The sequence below is a fragment of the Pseudomonas sp. PS02290 genome, assembly GCF_029960075.1.
Lineage (GTDB): Bacteria > Pseudomonadota > Gammaproteobacteria > Pseudomonadales > Pseudomonadaceae > Aquipseudomonas.
This window is the reverse complement of record NZ_JASCOY010000041.1, coordinates 14,960-35,765: the sequence shown is the minus strand read 5'-3', so window position 1 is coordinate 35,765 and position 20,806 is coordinate 14,960. Positions and strand designations below refer to the sequence as shown.

The window sequence follows — 20,806 nt, the reverse complement described above, 5'->3', positions numbered from 1 at the left end:
TGAACCATGTCACTGATCTCAATCGGGCTTTCGGGACTCACCGCCAGCAGCGCAGCGATGACGACGATCGGCAACAACACTGCCAACGTCGACACCCAGGGCTACTCGCGTCAGCAAGTGATGACCGCCGCCGGGGCTCAGCAGAATATCGGCGTCGGTTTCATCGGCACCGGTACGACGTTGTCCGACGTGCGCCGCATCTATAACGGCTACCTCGATAACCAATTGCAGACCAGCACATCGCTCAACGCCGATGCCACCGCGTACCTCAGCCAGGCGAGCAAGCTCGACTCCATCCTGTCGGACAGCTCGACCGGTGTGAGCACCGTGCTGGCGAAGTTTTTCACGGACCTGAGCGCCCTGGCCAAACAGCCTACCGACACGGCTGCCCGCACGACGTTCCTGACCAGTGCAGGGGCGCTGGCCGGTCAGTTCAACACCATCTCGGCGCAGATGAAGGACCAGAACGCCAGCATCAATACCCAGCTGACCACGGCCACAGGGCAGGTGAACGCCCTGGCGTCGTCCATTGCCGTCCTCAACAAGCAAATCACCGAATCCCAGTCCTCCGGCGGTCAGCCCAACACGCTGCTCGATTCGCGTACCGAAGCGGTGCGCCAGTTGAATGAACTGGTGGGCGCCAAGGTCGTTGAAACCAACGGCAGCTATGACGTTTACATCGGCACCGGCCAGCCGCTGGTCACTGGCACCACCGCCAACACATTGAGCGCAGTGCCAAGCGACAGCGACCCCAGCGTCTATGCGCTGAAGCTGAAATATCAGAACAACGAAGTCGATGTCTCGAGCGTGGTGACCGGTGGCTCCCTGGGCGGCCTGCTGCGCTATCGCAGCGACGTGCTGCAGCCGGCCGCCAGCGAGCTGGGCCGTCTGGCGGTGGTCGCTTCCGACCAGATCAACAGCCAGCTCAACCAGGGCATGGACGCCAACGGCGATTTTGGCAGCAACCTGTTCGCCAGCGTCAATGATCCGAGCCTGACCAGCCAGCGCAGCATTGCCAACAAGACCAACGACCAGTCTTCGGGCAACTTCGCGGTGTCCATTGCCAACAGCGGCGCGCTGCAGACCAACGATTATCAGGTGACCTTCACCGATGCCAGCGGCCAGTACAGCGTCAAGCGTCTGCCGGACGGCAAGGACATGGGTTCTTACAACACCAGTGACACCACTGCGCCGGTCATCGACGGTTTCTCGCTGAAATTCAATGGCACCTCCACCGAGGGTGACAGCTTCAAGATCAGCCCGACCAAAACCGGTGCCGACGGCATCAAGGTCGTGATGACCGACCCGAAAGACATCGCCTCGGCCAGTCCGCTGACCGGCAGCTCCATCGTGAGCAAAGGCTCGGGGACGTTTACCCAGCCGGTGTTGTCGACCCAGGCCGACATCTACAACCCGACCGCCACCGCCGACCTGCGTAACGCACTCACGGCGGCGACGCCGATGCGCCTGCTCATGGGCGATGTCACCAATGGTGCTCAGAGCTATACGCTGGTCGATGCACAGGGCGCGGCGGTCAAAGACAAATCCGGTAATGCGATCACCGGTTCAGTTGTTCCAAACCAGTCCAACGACATCAGTCTGGAAGTGGGCTACACCGACTCGTCGGGCGCCGCGCAGTCGTTCAAGTTCGGCATGACCCTCGCTGGAGAGCCCACCAGCGGCGACACCTACAGCATTGCCATGACCGGCGCCGGGTCTTCGGACAACCGCAACGCGACCTCGGTCGGTACCCTGCAGACCAAACAGACCCTCGACACCGCAGCGGGCAACGGCACGGGCATGAGCCTGAGCGGTGCCAACGCCAACATGATCACCACGGTGGGCAGTAAGGCGGCGCAGGGCAAGAATGATTCGACGGCGACCACCGCGGTGCTGACTCAGGCCAAGACTGCGCGCGACAGCGTTTCCGGTGTGTCGCTGGATGAAGAAGCCGCCAACCTGGTCAAGTATCAGCAGTACTACACCGCTTCGTCGCAGATCATCAAAGCGGCCCAAGCCATCTTCAGCACGCTGATCAACAGTCTTTAAGGAATCGTAATCCATGCGTATCTCAACGACCCAGTTTTACGAAACCAGCGCGGCAAACTACTCGCGCACCTACGCCAACGTCACCAAGACCGGTGACGAAGTGGCCAGTCAGGTCAAGCTCAACACCGCCGGCGACGACCCGGTCGGCGCTGGCCGCGTGCTGCAGTTGCAGCAGCAGGGCACGATACTCAATCAGTACAAATCCAACATCGATACGATCAATACCACCGTCGTGCAGACCGAGACGGCCTTGACGTCGATCACCTCGGCGATTCAGCGCGCACAAGAGCTGGTACTGGGCGCGGCGAACACCTCGTTCACCGACAAGGACCGCCAGGCCAACGCTGCCGAGCTCAAGGAATTGCAGGGGCAGATTCTCGGCCTGATGAACAGTCAGGACGCCGACGGCAGCTATCTGTTCTCCGGGTCCAAGGGCACCACCCCGCCATACACCGTCAGTTCCGACGGCACCTACAGCTATCAGGGCGACCAGACGCGTAACCTGCTGGCCGTCGGCAGCGGCATTTCCATGGCCAGCAACACCACCGGCTGGGACGCATTCGAACAAGCGACCAACACCACGCGGACCTCGACGACCTTGGTCGCGGGCGCTGATGACGGCGTGATTTCGTTGTCCGGGGGCAGCGTCAGCAACGCCGCCACCTACGACACCAGCTTCACCGCCGGCCAGCCGTACAAGATTTCCTTCACCAGCAGCACGGCGTACACGATCCTCGACAAGAACAATCAGGATGTGACGGGCGATGCGACGGCCACCGGCAAGTTTGCGTCCACCAGTTCGGCGAATCAGGCCATCACCTTCCGGGGTCTGGAACTGAACCTGAACATCAACCTGACCAAGGATCAGTACGCAGACACCGCGGCTGCAGACGCAGCCGTGAAAGACCACACTTTCCAGCTGGCTGTTTCCCCCAGTACCGTGAGCACCTCGCGGCTGCCGGCCAACACCTCCACCGACGTGATCACCAGCTCGGTGGTGACCGACCAGGCCGCGTTCGACAAAACCTTCCCGTCGGGCGGCGCTGTCGTGCGTTTCACCGATGCCACCACCTTCAATCTGTACGCGGCGCCCTATGACGCAGCGACCAGCAAACCGGTGTCCACCGGTACGCTGAGCGGCAATACGGCAACGGCCTCCGGTGTGACCTTCACCTTCAGCGGCTCGCCACCTGCGATGGCGGCAGGTGACCAGTTCACCGCGCAGTCGTCGACCCAGCAGAGCCAGAACGTGCTCAACACCTTGTCCAAGGTGATTACGGCGCTCAACGGCAAGGTCGATGGCGATCCGGTTGCCCAGCAGAAACTCCAGGCGACCATGACGTCCACCATCGGTAACCTGAAAAGTGCGGCCGAGCAGATCATCAATGCCACCAGCGACGGCGGTGCCCGGGCCAGGACGGCGACCGATCAGGGCGTGACCAACCAGAACATGATCGACAACGGCACCACCGAATCGGGCACGATCACCGCGTCCGACCCGGTCGATGCCATCGCCCGTCTGACCCTGCAGAAAACCATGCTGCAAGCCTCGCAGCTGGTGTTCACCCAACTGTCGGCGCTGAACCTGTTCAGCAAGTTGTAATCGGCCCAGCGGAGGGAGGCACCTGATCCACAGGTGTCGCCACCGTTGAGCGTCAACCGTATTGTCAGCGGTTATGCCGATCCTCTCCCCGGGGCGCGGCACCGCTCGTGAGTCCCGCCCGTGAATTCAGCTCCTCTCGTCAGCCTCGTCATTCCCGCCTACAACCCGCGCTTCTTTCAGCGAGCGCTTCAGGACGCCCTGGCCCAGACCTATAGGCCCCTTGAAGTGGTGGTCTGCGACGACAGCCAGACCGACGAGATCCAGGGCATCGTTGAAAAGTACCTGGACTCCAGCCCGGTCACCCTGCGTTACGTGCGCAACCCTACGCGTCAGGGTTTCGTCGGCAATCTGCTGGTGTGCCTGCACGAAGCGCAGGGCGAGTTCATCAAGTTTTTCTGCGACGACGACCGGCTGTTTCCAGCGGCTGTCGCGCGTCAGGCCAGCGTGCTTGTCGAGCATGACGACGTCAGCCTGGTGCTGGCCCAGCGTTATTTCTGCGACCCCCAGGACATTCAGCTGCCGGTGCGCATCGAGAACGCGCCGCTGGCCGAATCCAGCTCGGTGTTCTACGGCGCCGATCTGCTCTCCGTATTCGATATTTCGCCGACCAACTTCCTCGGCGGCTTCAGCAGCTCGTTGATGCGCCGCAGCGATGTGCAGGTGATTCTGCCGGCGCTCCGTGAAGTGGGCGACGGCTTCACCGCGCTGGTGGATTTCGTGCTCTACGTCTGTCTGCTCAAGCGCGGCAACATGGTCATGCTCAACGACGTGCTCAGCGCCGAGCGCTTGCACCCGGAGCGCTTCAGCCGTCAGCAGTGGGTCAGGGATCTGATCACCGACGAGCGTCAATGGCTGGGCAAGATGCTCAAGGCGCGCACCGGCGAAGACGCTCCCGAATACGGCTGGGTGCGCTTCGTGCCGCTGACTCAGGCGCTGGAGCAGCCCCGTGTCTGGCAAGAACTGCCCCTCAGCCGCATGCTCGGTGACCGACAGGCCGCCTTGCCGTGGCGGGTCGGCACCGACAGCGAAAGTTTTGCCGAGCTGTACCAGCAATGGTTGAGCTTCCGCACCCTGTTTGGCGCCGATCGCCTGCGCGTGGCGGATAACGTCGCGACATGGCCGTCGCAGCCGAAGATGGTGGCGGTGGTGCTCGACGAACACGCCAGTGCCGCTGGCGTGGCGCTGACCCTGGCCAGTCTCGATGCGCAGTTGTACGCCGCCGAACTGACTCTGGTGCTGTCCAGCGCTTGTGACGCGCCGGTGCTCGACGGCCGTGTGTTCACCTTGCCGCTGCAGCCCGACTGGCTGGCGCAACTCAATGACCTGTTGCCTCAGCTTGAGCGCGGCGACTGGTGCTACCTGCTGCGGGCGGGGGATCGGCTCACCGATTGCGCGCTGCTGATCCTCGCCGAACGCGTTGCCCACTCGCCGGACGTGCTGTGCCTGTACGGCGACGAAGGCGCGCTGCACGAAGGCGAGTCGGCCGAGCCGGTGTTCCGGCCTGACTTCAACCTCGACCTGCTGCGCAGTTACCCCTACGTTGGCCGGGTGCTGGCGTTTCAGATCGACGCGCTGGTCAGGCTAGGCGGTTTCGATTCCGCCTACGGCGAACTGGCGCCCCACGACGCCATCTGGCGCCTGACCGAAGCCCGTGGCGTGGTGGTTCAGCACGTTTCGGAAATCCTCGTCGAGTCGCAGTTTCCGTTCCAGGCGTGGCTCGCGCTGGATGAGGTCATGGCGCAAAACGCTCCGGTGCTCGATGCGCATCTGCACCGCATGGGCATCGCCCATCAGCTGCGCGAGGTGGAAGGGCAGTGGGTCAATCACATTGATTATTTGAGCGACGCGCGTCCGCTGGTGTCGATCATCATCGTCCATCAGGACCAGTTGGCGGCGTTGCAGCGCTGCATCGAATCGCTGCTGTCGAAGACCGCTTACGCGCCGTTCGAAGTGCTGATCGTCGACTGCGCCAGTCAAAACCCGGAAGCGCGATCCTGGCTGGCGGACATGCAGCAGATCGGCGGCGATACCCTGCGCGTGCTGCATTACGAAGGGCAGGGCAACGGCGCCGACGTGCGTAACTTCGCCGCTGCCCACGCCCGCGGCGAGCACCTGCTGATGCTCAGCATCTACGCGGTGGTGGCCGATTCCGCGTGGCTGGGCGAACTGGTCAATCACGGCCGGCGGGAAGAAGTCGGCGTGGTCGGCGCCAAGCTGTTCACCCCCGAAGGCTACATCCTGCAGGCCGGGCTGATTCTGGGTTACCACGGCCCGGCCGGCCCTGCGTTTTTTGGCGAGCCACTGCACGCGCCCGGTCATCTGCTGCGGCTGCAGGCGGCCCAGGATCTGAGCGCGGTGGGCGGCCACTGCCTGTTGGTGCGCCGGGCCTTGTTCGAGCAGCTCGGTGGCCTGAACAGCAATGAATTCACCGGCAGCCTGAGTGAAGTGGATTTCTGCCTGCGCGTGCGCGAATCCGGCCATTTGGTGGTCTGGGCACCCCGTGCCGTGCTGGCGATCGGCGCCTCGACGCCAGCGGAACAGGTGCGCGAAAAACAATCCCAAGTCGACGATCAACACGCCTTCTACAAACGCTGGCTGCCGATCCTCGCCCGCGACCCGGCCTACAACCCGAACCTGCGCCTGACCGGTTCGTTCTATAGCCTGGAACCGGGCCTTAAAAAAGGCTGGAACCCTTATTCATCGCGGCGTTTGCCCAATGTGCTGGCGATCCCGGTCAACAGCACGGCCGTGGGTCATTACCGCGTGTCCCAGCCGTTTCTGGAGCTGGAAGCCGATGGCCGAATCGAAGGGCGGATGAGTTACGACCTGCCGTCGATCATCGAGCTGGAGCGTCAGTCGCCGGACGTGATCGTCGTGCAGTGCCGTTACAGCCAGAATTCCATCGATCAGGTCGCCAGCCTCAAGGCGTACTCCAACGCCCGGCGCATTTACGAGCTGGACGACTACGTGATCAGCGTGCCGAAAAAGAACGGCCATCTGCGCAGCATGCCGTCGAACATGGAAGCGATGGTGCGTCTGGGCACCAGCCTGTGTGATCGGGTGGTGGTGTCGACGGTGACGCTGGCCGATGCGCTGTCGGGGATGCACCACGACATCCGCGTGGTGCCGAACATGCTGGCTTCACAGCTCTGGACCGGTCTGCGCAGCCAGCGCCGTACCTCGAAGAAGCCCCGTGTCGGCTGGGGTGGTGGGACCAGCCATGCCGGCGATCTGGAGATCATCGCCGAGGTCGTGCGCGAGCTGGCCGATCAGGTCGACTGGGTGTTCTTCGGCATGTGCCCCGAGGCGCTGCGCCCGTACGTGCACGAGTTTTATCCGTCAGTGGGCTTGCTGGCCTATCCGGCCAAACTGGCGGCGCTGAATCTGGACCTCGCGCTGGCGCCGCTGGAACACCATATCTTCAACGACTGCAAAAGCAACCTGCGCCTGCTGGAATACGGTGCCTGCGGTTACCCGGTGATCTGCACCGACACCCGGGCGTACGACGGCTACCTGCCGTGCACCCGCGTGATGACCAACAGCACCGCCGAATGGCTCGAAGCGATCCGCATGCACCTGGCCGACCCGGACGCCAGCTACCGCATGGGCGATGAGCTGAAAGAAGTGGTCATGCGCGACTACGTCCTGCGCGGCGACAACCTCCAGCACTGGGTCAACGGGTGGTTGGCGGATTAAGCACGGTGTTTCAGTAGGACCGGCTTCAGCCGGAAAGAGGCCTGAATGTGCACCCTCAATTTTGTGGTGTTACGCATGACGCTTTCCCGGCTAAAGCCGGTCCTACTGACGGTACGCGGTGTGAATGTAGGACCGGCTTCAGCCGGGAAGGGGCCTGAATGTGCACCCTCAATTATGCGGTGTGACGCATGCCGCCTTCCCGGCTAAAGCCGGTCCCACTGACGGTACGCGGTGTGAATGTAGGACCGGCTTCAGCCGGGAAGAGGCCCGCACCTGCACCCTCAATTTTGTGGTGTGACGCATTGCCGCCTTCCCGGCTAAAGCCGGTCCTACTGACGGTACGCGGTGTGAATGTAGGACCGGCTTTAGCCGGGAAGAGGCCTGCATGTGCACCCTCAATTTTGTGGTGTGACGCATGACGCCTTCCCGGCTAAAACCGGTCCTGCTGACGTCGCCGATCTTCCGGCAGGTGAAGAACGTGTGGGAGCGAGCTTGCTCGCGAATAAGCCGGCACATCCGCCGAATATCCATCGGTAGAGATGCCGCCTTCGTGAGCAAGCTGACTCCCACATGACCGGTGTCCGCCGCATCGTTGCCAGCCACCTTCCCGGCCAAAGCCCCTCCAGCCCATTGCGCGCAGTCCCGCCATCCAGAGTTGGCGTGCTTCCTGCTTCGTCTCCCCGATATCGCCATTGATCATCTTTTTGACGCCTGGCCGCATCACAGGGAAAACGTAATGCACCCTCATTCATCTCCGGGAAACACCATGCCGCTCGATGCCCAACTGACGCTTGTGGTCCTCACCCATGACCGGCCCGCACTCCTGCTCCGGACATTGCAGTACTACAGTTCTTCGTCGGCTCGGGTGTTGGTGCTCGATGCTTCGCAGCAGTCAGCCGCAGACATCGCCGCGCTGTTCCCGCAGGTGGATTACCGCCACGTGCCTCAGTTCGCCGAGACCGGGGTCCAGAGCAGGATCGCCCACGGCGTGACCCAGGTGTCTACGCCGTTCATGGCGTTCGTGGGCGACGAAGATTTTCTGATGCATGACGCCCTGGCCCAGTCGGTGGAATTCCTCGCCGCCAACCCGGCCTACGGCCTGTGCCACGGCTATTGCCTGATGTACCAGGCCCACGGCGACAAGGTCGAATACTTCCGCCGCGACAAGAAGGGCCAGGAAGACTTCGCCGCCGACACCAGCGGCGAGCGCGTTCTGAGCTTCATGGATCACTACATTCCGCCGTTCTACGCTGTCACCCGCACGGCGCTGCTGCAGCAGTGGTTTGCCGCGTTGCCCCAGAGCATCAGCGGCGAACTGCAAGAGTTCGGCCACGCCTACTTCCTGCTCTGGGCCGCCAAGGCGCGAATCCTGCCGATCCCCTACGTGGTCCGCGAACTCCACCACCGGCTCTCCGACCGCCCGACCCACATGCTGAAAAAGCTGAGTGACAGCGATCCGTCAGCTGTCCTCGAACGCCACGAATTCGCCGGTTTTCTGGCAGCCCTGACCACGGCCGACCGCGACCTGAATGCAGCCGACGGTATCGAGCAGGTCAAAAAGGCCTACACCGCCCTGCAGGTTTGTCTCGAAGATCAACATTCCCTGGGCCTGACCAGCATCGTGTTGTCCCGCTGGAACGATGTCTTCAGACCCGTGGACCGTCAGTTCGGGCCCCGGCAGTTCGTTGAGATGCCGTTTTACAACCAGGCCTTTTTCGATGTGCTGACCGAGATCGAATTCCTGATCCACGCGCTGCCCGCTGGCAAGCTGCAAATGGAACAGCTCGAAGGCACTTGGGTTCAGCAGGAAGTGCTGCTGCGCACCCACGCCAACGACAACCCCGAAACCATCGCCAACCGGATGTGGGAAGCGATGGCCCTGAACATCTTCAACCCGCACATCGTCGAGCCGCTGGCCGGTCTGATGGCGCGGCAGGGCGACCCCGAAGAAGCCGCGCAAATGTCGCGCTGGCTCGAGCGCCTGAACTCGGTCCATCGCGAGGACCATCGTGAACGCTTGGCCGACATGCCGTCGGGCCAGTTGTTGCAGTGGCTGGACGCACGCCAGCCGAGCCCGGGCGAAGCGCAGGCCATCCTCAGCCGCATCGAAAGCCTCGGCGGCGGGCCGCAGTTCGGCATTCTGTTGCTGGACCTTGAAGATGACATGACCAAACTCCAGGTCACCCTGGACAGCCTGGTCGAAGGCCACTGCAAGACCTTCAAGGTCGTGGTGTTCACCAGCGGCGAGCCGCCGGCAGCGACCAGTGCGCAAAACACCCTGCATTTCGTCAAGGTCAGCAAGAGCAACTGGGTCGACAAGGTCAACCAGATCGCCCGCCAATCCACCTGCCACTGGCTGATGCTGGCGGAAGTCGGTGATGCCTTCACCGCCGGCGGCCTGTTGCGCGCCTCGCTGGAGCTGCAGGCCGCCCCTGAGTGCCGCGCGGTGTTCGCCGATGAAGTTCAACGTGAGGCCAGCGGTGCGCTGACCCATGTCATGCGCCCGGGCTTCAACCTCGACCTGCTGCTGAGCAACCCGACGCTGATGTCCCGCCACTGGCTGGTCCGCCGCGACGTGCTGGTCGAGGCCGGCGGTTACTCCGCCGACTTCGCCCAGGCTGCCGAATTCGAACTGCTGCTGCGCATCATCGAGCAGGGCGGCATGGGCTGGCTGGCCCATCTGGACGAGCCGCTGCTGGTCACCGACGCGCAACCGCTGGAAGAAAACCCCCAGCAGCGTCTGGCCCTGACCCGGCACCTGAACAATCGCGGCTTCAAGGCCCAGATCAGTCCGGCGGCGACCGGCGCCTGGCGCATCGATTACCGCCACATCCAGCGCCCGCTGGTGTCGATCATCCTGCATGACATCGACGACCTGCCAGTGCTGCAGCGCTGCCTGGCCAGTGTGCTGCTGCGCACGCGCTACGCGAATTACGAAGTGCTGATTGCGGACGATCACAGCGTGTCGGCGGAGCTGAGCGAATGGCTGGGTCGCCAGGAAAAAGGCCGCGTGCGGGTGATTCGTTTCGATCAACCGCTGAACCACGCCGCGCTGATCAACGCCTTGGGCGAACAGGCCACGGGCGAATACCTGGCGCTGCTCTCGGCCCACGGTGAAGTCATCAGCCCGAACTGGATCGACGCCTTGCTCAATCAGGCGATGCGTCCGGAAGTCGGTGTGGTCGGCGCCAAGCTGATTGAACGCAACGGCACGGTCAGTCAGGCAGGGTTGATCCTCGGCATGAACGGCGGCGTCGGTTCAGCGTTCGTCGGCGAAGCAAAAGACGCTGCCGGTTACATGAGCCGTTTGCTGCTGGACCAGAATTACTCGGCGGTGTCCGACGCTTGCCTGATGGTGCGCAAGGCGCTGTTCGACGACGTCGGCGGCCTGGATCAAGGTCATTTTGCCGACGCCTTTGCCGACGTGGATCTTTGCCTGAAAGTGGCCCAGGCCGGCTACCTGACGGTGTGGACGCCTCACGTGCAGTTCGTCCATTCGGGCTCGTTGCCCGACGCGCCACAGACACTCGCGGCGCTGCAGGACAAATGGTCCGGTGCGTTCGCCCACGACCTGGCGTACAACAAGAATCTGCAACTGACCGGCAAGGGCTTCACCCTCGCTCAGGCCGACGGTTCCAGTTGGGCCGAGCTGCTCGCTTAAGGCCTCCGGGTTAAAGGACTACGTCATGTTCAACGGCAAATCAGTGTTCATCTCAGGCGCGACCGGCTCGTTCGGTCGCATGTTCATCCGCTCGCTGCTGGCGCGTTATCAGCCTCGGCGCGTGGTGGTGTTCTCCCGCGATGAACTCAAGCAATACGAAATGCAGCAGGAATTCAACGCCCCGTGCATGCGCTATTTCCTCGGTGACGTGCGCGATGCCGACCGCTTGCAGCAGGGCATGCGCGGCATCGATTACGTGGTCCACGCAGCGGCGCTCAAACACGTGCCGGCGGCGGAATACAACCCGACCGAATTCATCCGCACCAACGTCAATGGCGCGGAAAACATCATTTCGGCGGCCATCGCCAACGGCGTGAAAAAGGTCGTCGCGCTGTCGACCGACAAGGCCGCCAGCCCGATCAACCTGTACGGCGCCACCAAGTTGCTGTCGGACAAACTGTTCGTCGCCGCCAACAACATCGGTGGCGAAGAGCAGACGCGGTTTTCCGTGGTGCGCTACGGCAACGTCGCCGGCTCCCGCGGCTCCATCGTGCCGTTCTTCAACAAGCTGCTGGCCGGCGGCGCGGCTGAATTGCCGATCACCGACCCGCGCATGACGCGGTTCTGGATCACCCTCGACCACGGTGTGGATTTCGTCATGCAGAGCTTCGAGCGCATGCACGGCGGCGAAGTGTTCGTGCCGAAGATTCCGTCGGTGCGCATCGTCGATCTGGCCCAGGCCATGGCCCCCGACCTGCCGCACAAGATCGTCGGCATTCGTCCCGGCGAGAAACTGCACGAGCTGATGGTGCCCCAGGACGACGCGCGCATGACCCTGGAATTCGACGATCACTACACCATCGTGCCGTCGATCCGCTTCAACAATGTCGACACCGATTTTGCCGTTGACGCCACCGGCGCACAGGGCAAAGCGGTCCACGACGAGTTCGAATACCGCTCCGACACCAACCCGGACTTTCTGTCGATCCGCCAGATCGGCGAGCTGCACGCTGACGTAAAGCCATGATTCCGTACGGCAGGCAGAGCGTCGATCAGGCTGATATCGATGCCGTCGTCGAGGTGCTCAAGTCGGACTGGCTGACCCAGGGCCCGACCCTTGAGCGCTTCGAAGCCGCGATGGCCGAGCGCTGTGAAGCGGGTTTCGCGGTGGCGGTGTGCAACGCCACGGCGGCGCTGCACATTGCCTGTCTGGCGGCCGGACTGGGGCAGGGCGACTGGCTGTGGACCAGCCCGAATACCTTTCTGGCCTCGGCCAACTGCGGGCGCTATTGCGGCGCCAACGTGGATTTTGTCGACATCGACCCGCTGACCTGGAACCTCGACACCGATGCTCTGGCGCGAAAACTTGAAGCCGCCGAATCAACCGGCACGCTGCCCAAAGTGTTGGTGGCGGTGGCGTTTTCCGGCCAGAGCTGCCACATGCGCGCCATCGGCGAACTGGCTCGGCGTTATGGGTTTGTGGTGATCGAAGACGCCTCCCACGCGGTCGGCGCGCACTATGCCGGGCGTCCGGTGGGTTGCGGCGAGTTCGCTGACATGACGGTGTTCAGCTTTCATCCGGTGAAGATCGTGACCACTGGCGAAGGTGGCATGGTGCTGACCAATCGCCCTGAACTGGCTGAACATCTGCGCCGCCTGCGCAGCCACGGCATGACCCGTGACCCGGCGCAGATGGACGAGCCGAGTCACGGCCACTGGTATTACCAGCAAGTCGAACTCGGTTTCAATTACCGCATGACCGACATGCAGGCCGCGCTCGGGCTTTCGCAGCTGAACAAACTGGACGGTTTTCTGGCCCGTCGGCGAGAGCTGGTGGCGCGCTATCAGACGCTGCTCGCCGACCTGCCGCTGACCTTGCCGGCCCTTCAGGCCGAGGCCGAGTCGGCGTGGCACCTGTATGTCGTCCGCGTGCAGACCGACATGCTTTCGGTGAGCCATCGTCAGGTGTTTGAAGGGCTGCGCGCGGCGGGCATTGGCGTGAACGTGCACTACATCCCGGTTCATCTTCAGCCCTATTACCGCGACCTGGGCTTCAAACCGGGTGATTTCCCTGAAGCCGAGGCTTATTACGCCCAGGCCATCAGCCTGCCGCTGTACCCGGCGATGACCGACGCGCAACAGGATTACGTGGTTGAGCAGCTTGGCCGGCTGCTTGGCGAAACGGCGCGGGCCAGCGACTGATGCGAGCGAACCCATGACAGGCCCACGAGCATGAACGCCGTCGCCATCATTCCCGCACGGGGCGGCAGCCAGCGCATCCCGCGCAAGAACATCAAGCTGTTCAACGGCGAGCCGATGATCGCCCATTCCATTCGCGCCGCGCTGGCGAGCGGGGTGTTCGATCAGGTCGTGGTCAGCACCGACGATGAAGAGATCGCCGACGTCGCCCGCCATTACGGTGCCGAGGTGCCGTTCATGCGCCCAGCGGATCTGGCCGATGCCTTCACCGGCACGGCGGCGGTAATCCAGCATGCCCTCGGCGCCCTCAGTTGTTCCTTTGATTACGCCTGCTGCATCTACGCCACCGCGCCGCTGTTGCAGGCGCGTTATCTGCGTCAGGGCCTGGAAGCGCTCGAAGCAGCAGCCGAAAAATCCTATGCGTTCTCGGTGTGCAGCTTCGGCTTCCCGGTGCAGCGTGCGCTGTTGATCGACAGCGACGGCTGCCTGGGCGCGATGCACCCGGAATTTCGCAGCGTGCGTTCCCAGGATCTGCCCGTCGCCTATCAGGACGCCGCCCAGTTCTACTGGGGCCGCGGCGATGCCTGGCGGCGCGGCGACACGGTGTTTTCCGAACTGAGCCTGCCGGTGATCCTGCCCCGGCATCTGGTGCAGGACATCGACAGCCCGGAAGACTGGCTGCGCGCCGAATACCTGTACGCCGCGCTCAAGGCCGGCGGGGAACTGCAATGATGCGCGTGCTGATCCGCGCCGACGCCTCGGTGACCATCGGCAGCGGCCACATTGCCCGCTGCCTGACGCTGGCGAACACGCTACGTGCAGATGGCGCCGATGTGCATTTTGCCTGCCGCGAATTGCCGGGCCATTTACTCCAGCGGCTGGCGGATCAGGGCTATCTCACCCATGCGCTGCCCGCCCGCTATGGTGCTGGAGAAGACTCGGACATCGAAGCAGCATTGCCGTGGCAGGCGGACCTGTCTGCCTTGGCCGAAGAGATTGAAGATGAGCCGCCCTTTGACTGGCTGATCGTCGACCATTACGGGCTGGATGCACGTTGGGAAACGGCGGCGCGCGGTCTCGCCGATCGGGTCATGGCGATCGATGATCTGGCCAATCGGCCCCATGCGGTCGAGGTGTTGCTGGATCAGAATTACAGCGCTCAGGCGCTGGATCAGCCCTATGCCGCTTGGGTTGGTCCTGAGAGCCAGACCTTTCTGGGGCCGAGATTTGCTTTGCTGCGCGAGGAGTTTCACTGCGAGCCCATCGCGATCAAGCCTCGGGTAGAGCGGGTGCTGGTCAATTTTGGCGGCTTCGATGCGGCCGGGCAGGTGTACGCCACGATGCAGGCGCTTCAGGGGTTCGACGATCTGCAGGTGGATTTCGTCGCCGGTTTGCACAACCCGCACTGGCAGGCGATGAGCGAGCTGGCGGTCTCTCGACCTGAGTGGCGTCTGCACACGCTGACCGGTAATTTTTTCGCGCTGATGCAGGCGGCCGATCTGTTTATCGGCGCCGGCGGCGGCACCACTTGGGAGCGTGCAGCGCTGGGCTTGCCGACGATCTGTATTTCGGTGGCGAACAATCAGCAGCTCAATGCGCAATTGCTGGCCGAAGCCGGTGTGCATGAGTATCTCGGGCCCCATGTACAGCTTGAGCCCGGGCGTTTGCACGACGCCATCGAGCGGCTTTGCGGTGATGCGGTTCTACGCCGGTCGTTCGCCGAACAATCGAGGTTGCTGGTGGATGGCCGGGGTGCCCGGCGCATCGCTGATGCATTGGCGACGGTCGCCGATGACGCGGCAAAGGGGCAGGGCGCATGAGCCGCTGCCCGTTCCTATTTCTAGCGTCCGGCCCGGTGCCGGCCGATGTCAGTGCAGCGAGTGAGCAACGATGAATTCTTTCAAGATCGGTTCCCGAACCATCGGCCCCGACGCGCCACCGTTCATCATTGCCGAGATGAGCGGCAACCATAATCAGTCGCTGGATCAGGCGTTGCGCATCGTCGAGGCGGCGGCCAAGGCGGGCGCCCACGCCCTCAAGCTGCAAACCTACACTGCCGACACCATGACCCTGGACATCGCCGAGGGCGAGTTCTTCATCAAAGACCCCAACAGCTTGTGGGCCGGGACCTCGCTGTATGCGCTCTACGAGCAGGCGCACACGCCGTGGGACTGGCACGCGCCGATCTTCGCCCGTGCGAAAGAACTGGGGCTGCTGGCGTTTTCCACGCCATTCGACGAGACCGCCGTGGATTTTCTCGAAAGCCTCGACGTGCCGGCCTACAAGATCGCCAGCTTTGAGAACACTGACATCCCGCTGATTCGCAAAGTGGCGGCCACTGGCAAGCCGATAATCATCTCCACCGGCATGGCCAGCATCGCCGAGCTGGACGAAAGCGTGCGCGCTGCGCGGGCGGCGGGCTGCAAGGATCTGGTGCTGCTGAAATGCACCAGCACTTACCCGGCGACACCGGCCAACAGCCACGTGCGCACAATTCCGCATATGGCCGGGCTGTTTGGCTGCCAGGTCGGCTTGTCCGATCACACCATGGGCGTTGGCGTGTCGGTGGCGGCGGTGGCCATGGGCGCGACGGTCATCGAAAAGCACTTCACCCTCGAACGCGCCGACGGCGGGGTCGACGCCAGTTTCTCGCTGGAGCCAGCAGAAATGGCCAGCCTGGTCATTGAAACCGAGCGCGCCTGGCAAGGCATGGGCCACGTGCAATACGGCGCCACTGAAGCCGAACAGAAATCGCTGCAATACCGCCGCTCGTTGTATGTGGTGCGGGACATCGCCGAGGGCGAGGCTTTCACCCCGGACAACATCCGCGCCATCCGCCCCGGCCTTGGCCTGGCGCCCAAACACATCGACGCCGTCCTCGGGCGCAAGGCCCGACACGCGCTGAAACGCGGGACTGCGTTGAGCTGGGATGGGATGGGTTAGCACTCGCGCGACCGACTAAGCTTGTGAGAGGGACCATTATCTTCAGCGCACGCAAAATCTGTGGGAGCGAGCTTGCTCGCGAAGGGGCCGGTACATTCGCCGCATTTTCAGCGTTTGGAATGCCGCCTTCGTGAGCAAGCTCACTCCCACAGTGGTTCTGCGCAATGCCCATAATCTTCAGCGTACGCAAAACCTGTGGGAGCGAGCTTGCTCGCGAAGGGGGCTGAACATTCGCCGCATTTTCAGGGTTTGGAATGCCGCCTTCGTGAGCAAGCTCACTCCCACGATGTCACGTGTCGTCCGATGAATTAGCGTCTGACGCAATGCCGATGACACTGAACCACCCGCCACAATCCCGTGACATCTTCATGTCAATTGCCTGTCTGACCGGCGATCTGATGTTGCGCCGTACCTGTCGGTCAGCTAAAAGCTTGTAAAACTTTTGGTGACCTGTGGGTCATAACGGGCATCTTCACTGTATCGTGTTGGCGGGCCGTGACGTCGTCGGGCTGATTCCAGAGCGATTCTGGTACTGCCCTGACCTGTACGTTGCCCTTTTTTCAGGCCGCAAGCCCCGGATTTTCAACGCCCCGCCTAACCGCGCCGGGTGATGTTCAGCAGTTTTTTATTGGGAAGCCATGATGATTGGCATCAAGAGCATAGCGAGTTATGTGCCCACAGCCGGCGTCGACAATTACGCCCAGGGTGCCAAATTCGGAAAGGATGAAGACTTCATCCTTGGCAAGATCGGTTCTGCTTTTCTGCCGCGCAAAGACGACACCCAGGAAACCTCGGACCTGTGCGTCGAAGCGGTCAACCAGCTGTTCGCCAACAACCCCGGTCTGTCGCGGGACGCCATCGACGCATTGATCGTCGTCACCCAGAACGGCGACGAAGAAGGTCTGCCTCACACGGCCGCCATCGTTCAACACAAACTCGGCCTGCCGACCCACGTCGCCGCGTTCGACATTTCCCTGGGTTGCTCGGGTTATGTCTACGGTATCTATGCGCTGAAAGGCTTCATGGAAGCGACCGGGTTGAAAAACGGCCTGCTGGTCACCGCCGACCCGTATTCGAAGATCGTCGACCCGGAAGACCGCAACACCACCATGCTCTTCGGCGACGCCGCCACCGCGACCTGGATGAGCGACGACGCCCCGTGGCAGCTGGGCAAATCCAAGTTCGGCACCGACGGCTCGGGCGCGGAGTTCCTCAAGACCACCGACGGCGCGTTCTACATGAACGGGCGTCAGGTGTTCAACTTCGCGCTGGTCAAAGTGCCGGCGCACCTCAACGAATTGCTCGAAGACTCCGGCCTGCAATCCTCCGACGTCGATGCGTTCTGCATCCACCAGGGCAGCGCGGCCATCGTCGATGCGGTCGCCCGTCGGTTCGAAGACGGCAAGTCGCCGGAGAAATTCGTCAAGGACATGCTCGAGACCGGCAACACGGTGTCGTCCAGCATTCCGCTGCTGCTGGAAAAACACGTCATGAACGCCACCTGGAAACGCATCGCGGTCAGTGGTTTCGGCGTGGGCTTGTCGTGGGGCTCGGCGATCCTTTATCGTCCCTGAGATCGCGTCACCAGGCTGATCCCAGCCTGCACAACGGCGACGCTGATTTCTCAGGTCGCCGTTTTGCGTTCTGCACTTCCAATAGGAAAAGGATTGCCGTCATGAGCGAGTTTTTCCAGCACAATCTCGCCGTGATCCAACAGCGCTGGCCTGACGTGGCGCAGCGGTTGAGCGCCGAACACATCGACTCCATTCCTGCGCAGTTGATCGAAGGCCGGCAATCGACCCTCAGCATTGGCGGGATCCAGCTCACCAGCCGCCATGATCGCCTCGCCGAAGCGCACACCCAGGCACAAAGCCTCCCCGGCAACAGCCCCGTCGTTCACCTTTACGGCACCGCCCTCGGCGATCTGCAGCGGGTATTGTTGGCCGACGCTTCCCTGCAAACGCTGCACGTCCACATCCTCAATGGCGCGCTGTTCGCCCTGGTGCTGCAACTGCTGGAACAGGATGACTGGCTGTCCGACCCCCGCGTGAACCTCGCGTACGCTGATGCCCAGAGCGAAATCCTCCTGCCATTCTTCGCGCTGCCGGCCGAACTGGTGCTGGCCGACGACAGCAGCGCGCGGATCCGCGATCGGCTGGTCAGCGAGGTGCATGTCGACTTCAACAATCACGCGTTCGCCGCCGATACCCCCGATAACGCGCGCCTGCTGGAGCAGGGCAGGGCGCTGCTGCAACAGGACACCGATGTCGCCGAGTTGTTTGACACTCAATCCGGGTGCGACGTGTTCGTGATCGCCACGGGACCCAGTCTGCAACAGCATTTGCCGCGCCTCTTGAGCACGTCGAACAGCGCCAACCGGCCCCTGATCATTTGTGTGGATACCGCCTACGTGCCGCTGCGCAACCAGGGCATCACCCCGGATGTTGTGGTGAGCATCGACCACCGCATCACCCCGCGACATCTCCCCGCCGAGGATTCGGCGCACATCGCGCTGGTCTATGTGCCGGGCCAGGAAGCCGCAATGCTGGAGGCATGGCAAGGCCCGCGCTACGTCGGCTATTCCACCAGCCCGCTGTATGCCCACCTGCGCGAGCAGATTCCCAAGGCCACCTTGTATGTGGGGGGCAGCGTCATTCATCCGGCCGTCGATCTCGCGGTCAAAATGGGCGCCGCGCGGATCACCCTCTTCGGCGCCGACTTCGCCTTTCCCGGCGGCAAGACCCACACCGGCTGGCAGGACGGCGACCTGGGGCCTGCCCTGAGTATCGCCAAACACTGGGTGCGCGACGGCCGAGGCAACAAGGTCAAGACGCAGCTCAATTTCCGCAGCTACCTCATCGAACTCGAACGCTTCATCGCCCGCCACCCCGAGGTCACGTTCCTCAACACCAGCCGCGACGGTGCTTTGATCGCCGGCGCCGACTTCGACCCGGACTGGACTTTGCCATGACCCTGCCTGAACACGTTGTAGAAGAAGCCCGCGACTGCGCGAAGCTGTTTCGTCTTGGCCGGGATATCGAAGGGGCCTTGAAAATGGTCGAGTTGATTGATCGATCGCTGCCGTTGATGGATGGGGTTTCTGCTGAGAGACAGGCTGAATGGGGGAGGGTGTTGAGTGCGATTCTGGCGTGCCAGGAGCGGCAGGACTGGTTGGGGGTGGCTGATTGGCTTGAAGTCGAATTTCTTGAAGTCTGACACTTTCCCATTGTCGGGAAGTTAGAGAAAACTCCTACATTAGTCTCAGTTTGATCTGAATTAAGCGGCCCGTATGGGTCTTTTTTTTGAATTTTTTTAATCTTCAGGCCATTTAAATACTTAGCTGATTTATTCCCCTTCATGTGTCGTGATGGCGCATCCCGCGCGCCATGTTTGTTGTTAAAGCCACTATGCAAATCGTCGATACCGGGACTGTAGGTTCTCCGGGAGAAATGGAATTCCCCGATATTAGAGAACCCTCCGTTTCTATCAACGAGGAATTCAAAATGGCTTTAACCGTAAATACCAATATTGCATCACTGTCTGTTCAGCGGAATCTAAACCGCTCTTCTGATCTATTGAGCACCGCAATGACCCGCCTGTCTTCAGGGCTGCGGATCAATACCGCCAAGGATGATGCTGCTGGATTGCAGCTCGCTACTCGGCTGACAACTCAAATACGTGGCATGACTGTCGCGACGCGTAATGCGGGGGCGGCTATATCCATTATTCAAACGGCCGAAGGCGCGCTGGATCAGTCTTTGAATAACTTGCAGCGGATGCGCGATCTCGCTGTGCAGGCTGCCAACGGTGATAAAGGTCCGAAAGAAAGGGACGCTTTGAATGCTGAGTTTCTGAAGCTGACGGCCGAAGTGTCCAGAACTGCCAAAGGTACAACGTTCGGCGCTGAGTTAAATTTGCTGGACGGAAGTGCGGGGGAACTGAGTTTCCAGATTGGGGCGAATGTTGGCGCTACCGAGAAGATCAGCCTTACGTTGAGTGACGACTTCTCATCCGAGTCAATCTTTGTGGCGACTGAAGATCGGGCGGCTGTTGCTGCAACTGCAACACATTCGGGCTCGGCGGCCATCGTCAAAGGTGATTACACGCCGCTCTCAATCGACGGCAGAGGTGCGCGCAACATCGTCAACACTGTCACGCCGCAGATGGTGAATGACATTGAGACGGCGAAGACCGGGCTCATTGCCGCCGAGGCGACATTTGCAGGGATCCAGACGCCTGTGCAAGCCGATGTCGACACCCTTAACGCCGCCAAAAAGGCGGTGACTGACGCCGAGAAAATCCTTGGCGATGCCAAGTCTGCAGATGAGGCTCTCAACAAACCTGCCCGCACCGAGAACATCGAATACACCATAAAGGCCATTGATGCCGCGATCGGCAAGATCAACTCTGCCCGAGCCGATCTGGGCGCCAATCAGAATCGCATGATGAGCGCCATGGAAAATCTTCAGAACATGACCAAGAACGCCACCGCGTCCCGAGGCCAGATCGAAGACGTCGACTTCGCTGCAGAAACCGCGGAGATGACGAAACAACAAACCCTCCAGCAAGCCTCAACGGCAGTCCTGGCCCAAGCCAACCAATTACCGGCAGCCGTCCTCAAGCTGCTGCAATAACCCCCATGCCTCTATAGATAA

At 62.0% G+C, this 20,806-nt stretch carries 13 protein-coding genes; all 13 read left to right on the top strand.

From position 1 onward, the window contains the following. Nucleotides 1–6 precede the first annotated feature (6 nt). Nucleotides 7–2,049, top strand: coding sequence for a flagellar hook-associated protein FlgK (flgK, locus tag QMX88_RS17790; RefSeq protein WP_282371625.1), 2,043 nt, complete (start codon nt 7–9; stop codon nt 2,047–2,049). A 13-nt stretch (nt 2,050–2,062) separates the two neighbouring features. Continuing rightward, nucleotides 2,063–3,652: a flagellar hook-associated protein 3 gene (locus QMX88_RS17785; RefSeq protein WP_282371623.1), complete on the top strand. Its 1,590-nt coding sequence runs from the start codon at nt 2,063–2,065 to the stop codon at nt 3,650–3,652. Nucleotides 3,653–3,772: 120 nt separating this feature from the next. Then, the gene (locus QMX88_RS17780) at nt 3,773–7,348 is read left to right on the top strand and encodes a glycosyltransferase (RefSeq protein WP_282371621.1); all 3,576 of its coding nucleotides are present in this window, start codon (nt 3,773–3,775) and stop codon (nt 7,346–7,348) included. 766 nt (nt 7,349–8,114) lie between these two features. Then, on the top strand, nt 8,115–11,009 hold the full coding sequence (locus tag QMX88_RS17775) for a glycosyltransferase family 2 protein (protein WP_282371619.1): 2,895 nt from the start codon (nt 8,115–8,117) through the stop codon (nt 11,007–11,009). A gap of 25 nt (nt 11,010–11,034) precedes the next feature. Further along, nucleotides 11,035–12,036 (top strand): UDP-N-acetylglucosamine 4,6-dehydratase (inverting), encoded by a 1,002-nt coding sequence (gene pseB / locus QMX88_RS17770; RefSeq protein WP_192174127.1) that lies wholly within the window; start codon nt 11,035–11,037, stop codon nt 12,034–12,036. Then, complete coding sequence (gene pseC / locus QMX88_RS17765) at nt 12,033–13,211, top strand: UDP-4-amino-4,6-dideoxy-N-acetyl-beta-L-altrosamine transaminase (protein ID WP_282371613.1); 1,179 nt, start codon at nt 12,033–12,035, stop codon at nt 13,209–13,211. The genes pseB and pseC overlap by 4 nt, the downstream gene beginning before the upstream one ends. Before the next feature lie 30 nt (nt 13,212–13,241). Beyond that, on the top strand, nt 13,242–13,940 hold the full coding sequence (pseF, locus tag QMX88_RS17760) for a pseudaminic acid cytidylyltransferase (protein ID WP_282371611.1): 699 nt from the start codon (nt 13,242–13,244) through the stop codon (nt 13,938–13,940). Next, nucleotides 13,937–15,028 carry a UDP-2,4-diacetamido-2,4,6-trideoxy-beta-L-altropyranose hydrolase gene (gene pseG / locus QMX88_RS17755; protein WP_282371609.1) on the top strand — a complete coding sequence of 364 codons (1,092 nt, stop codon included), beginning with the start codon at nt 13,937–13,939 and terminating at the stop codon, nt 15,026–15,028. Before pseF ends, pseG begins: the two co-directional genes overlap by 4 nt. Nucleotides 15,029–15,098: 70 nt before the next feature. Continuing rightward, the gene (gene pseI, locus QMX88_RS17750) at nt 15,099–16,151 is read left to right on the top strand and encodes a pseudaminic acid synthase (RefSeq protein ID WP_282371606.1); all 1,053 of its coding nucleotides are present in this window, start codon (nt 15,099–15,101) and stop codon (nt 16,149–16,151) included. A gap of 641 nt (nt 16,152–16,792) precedes the next feature. Continuing rightward, nucleotides 16,793–17,725, top strand: a complete 933-nt coding sequence (locus QMX88_RS17745; protein ID WP_282371604.1) for a ketoacyl-ACP synthase III — start codon at nt 16,793–16,795, stop codon at nt 17,723–17,725. Nucleotides 17,726–17,826: 101 nt separating this feature from the next. Then, a complete protein-coding gene (locus QMX88_RS17740; protein ID WP_282371603.1) occupies nt 17,827–19,122 on the top strand; it encodes a motility associated factor glycosyltransferase family protein in 1,296 nt (431 codons plus the stop codon). Continuing rightward, complete coding sequence (locus QMX88_RS17735) at nt 19,119–19,367, top strand: hypothetical protein (RefSeq protein ID WP_282371601.1); 249 nt, start codon at nt 19,119–19,121, stop codon at nt 19,365–19,367. Before QMX88_RS17740 ends, QMX88_RS17735 begins: the two co-directional genes overlap by 4 nt. Before the next feature lie 170 nt (nt 19,368–19,537). Continuing rightward, nucleotides 19,538–20,785, top strand: coding sequence for a flagellin N-terminal helical domain-containing protein (locus QMX88_RS17730; protein WP_282371599.1), 1,248 nt, complete (start codon nt 19,538–19,540; stop codon nt 20,783–20,785). Nucleotides 20,786–20,806 lie beyond the last annotated feature (21 nt).

Coding starts and splice junctions, on each gene's coding strand:
- QMX88_RS17775 (WP_282371619.1), top strand. CDS start 8,115: ATGCCGCTCGATGCCCAACTGACGCTTGTGGTCCTCACCCATGACCGG.
- QMX88_RS17735 (WP_282371601.1), top strand. CDS start 19,119: ATGACCCTGCCTGAACACGTTGTAGAAGAAGCCCGCGACTGCGCGAAG.
- pseI (WP_282371606.1), top strand. CDS start 15,099: ATGAATTCTTTCAAGATCGGTTCCCGAACCATCGGCCCCGACGCGCCA.
- QMX88_RS17745 (WP_282371604.1), top strand. CDS start 16,793: ATGATTGGCATCAAGAGCATAGCGAGTTATGTGCCCACAGCCGGCGTC.
- pseF (WP_282371611.1), top strand. CDS start 13,242: ATGAACGCCGTCGCCATCATTCCCGCACGGGGCGGCAGCCAGCGCATC.
- QMX88_RS17740 (WP_282371603.1), top strand. CDS start 17,827: ATGAGCGAGTTTTTCCAGCACAATCTCGCCGTGATCCAACAGCGCTGG.
- pseG (WP_282371609.1), top strand. CDS start 13,937: ATGATGCGCGTGCTGATCCGCGCCGACGCCTCGGTGACCATCGGCAGC.
- QMX88_RS17730 (WP_282371599.1), top strand. CDS start 19,538: ATGTTTGTTGTTAAAGCCACTATGCAAATCGTCGATACCGGGACTGTA.
- flgK (WP_282371625.1), top strand. CDS start 7: ATGTCACTGATCTCAATCGGGCTTTCGGGACTCACCGCCAGCAGCGCA.
- QMX88_RS17785 (WP_282371623.1), top strand. CDS start 2,063: ATGCGTATCTCAACGACCCAGTTTTACGAAACCAGCGCGGCAAACTAC.
- pseC (WP_282371613.1), top strand. CDS start 12,033: ATGATTCCGTACGGCAGGCAGAGCGTCGATCAGGCTGATATCGATGCC.
- pseB (WP_192174127.1), top strand. CDS start 11,035: ATGTTCAACGGCAAATCAGTGTTCATCTCAGGCGCGACCGGCTCGTTC.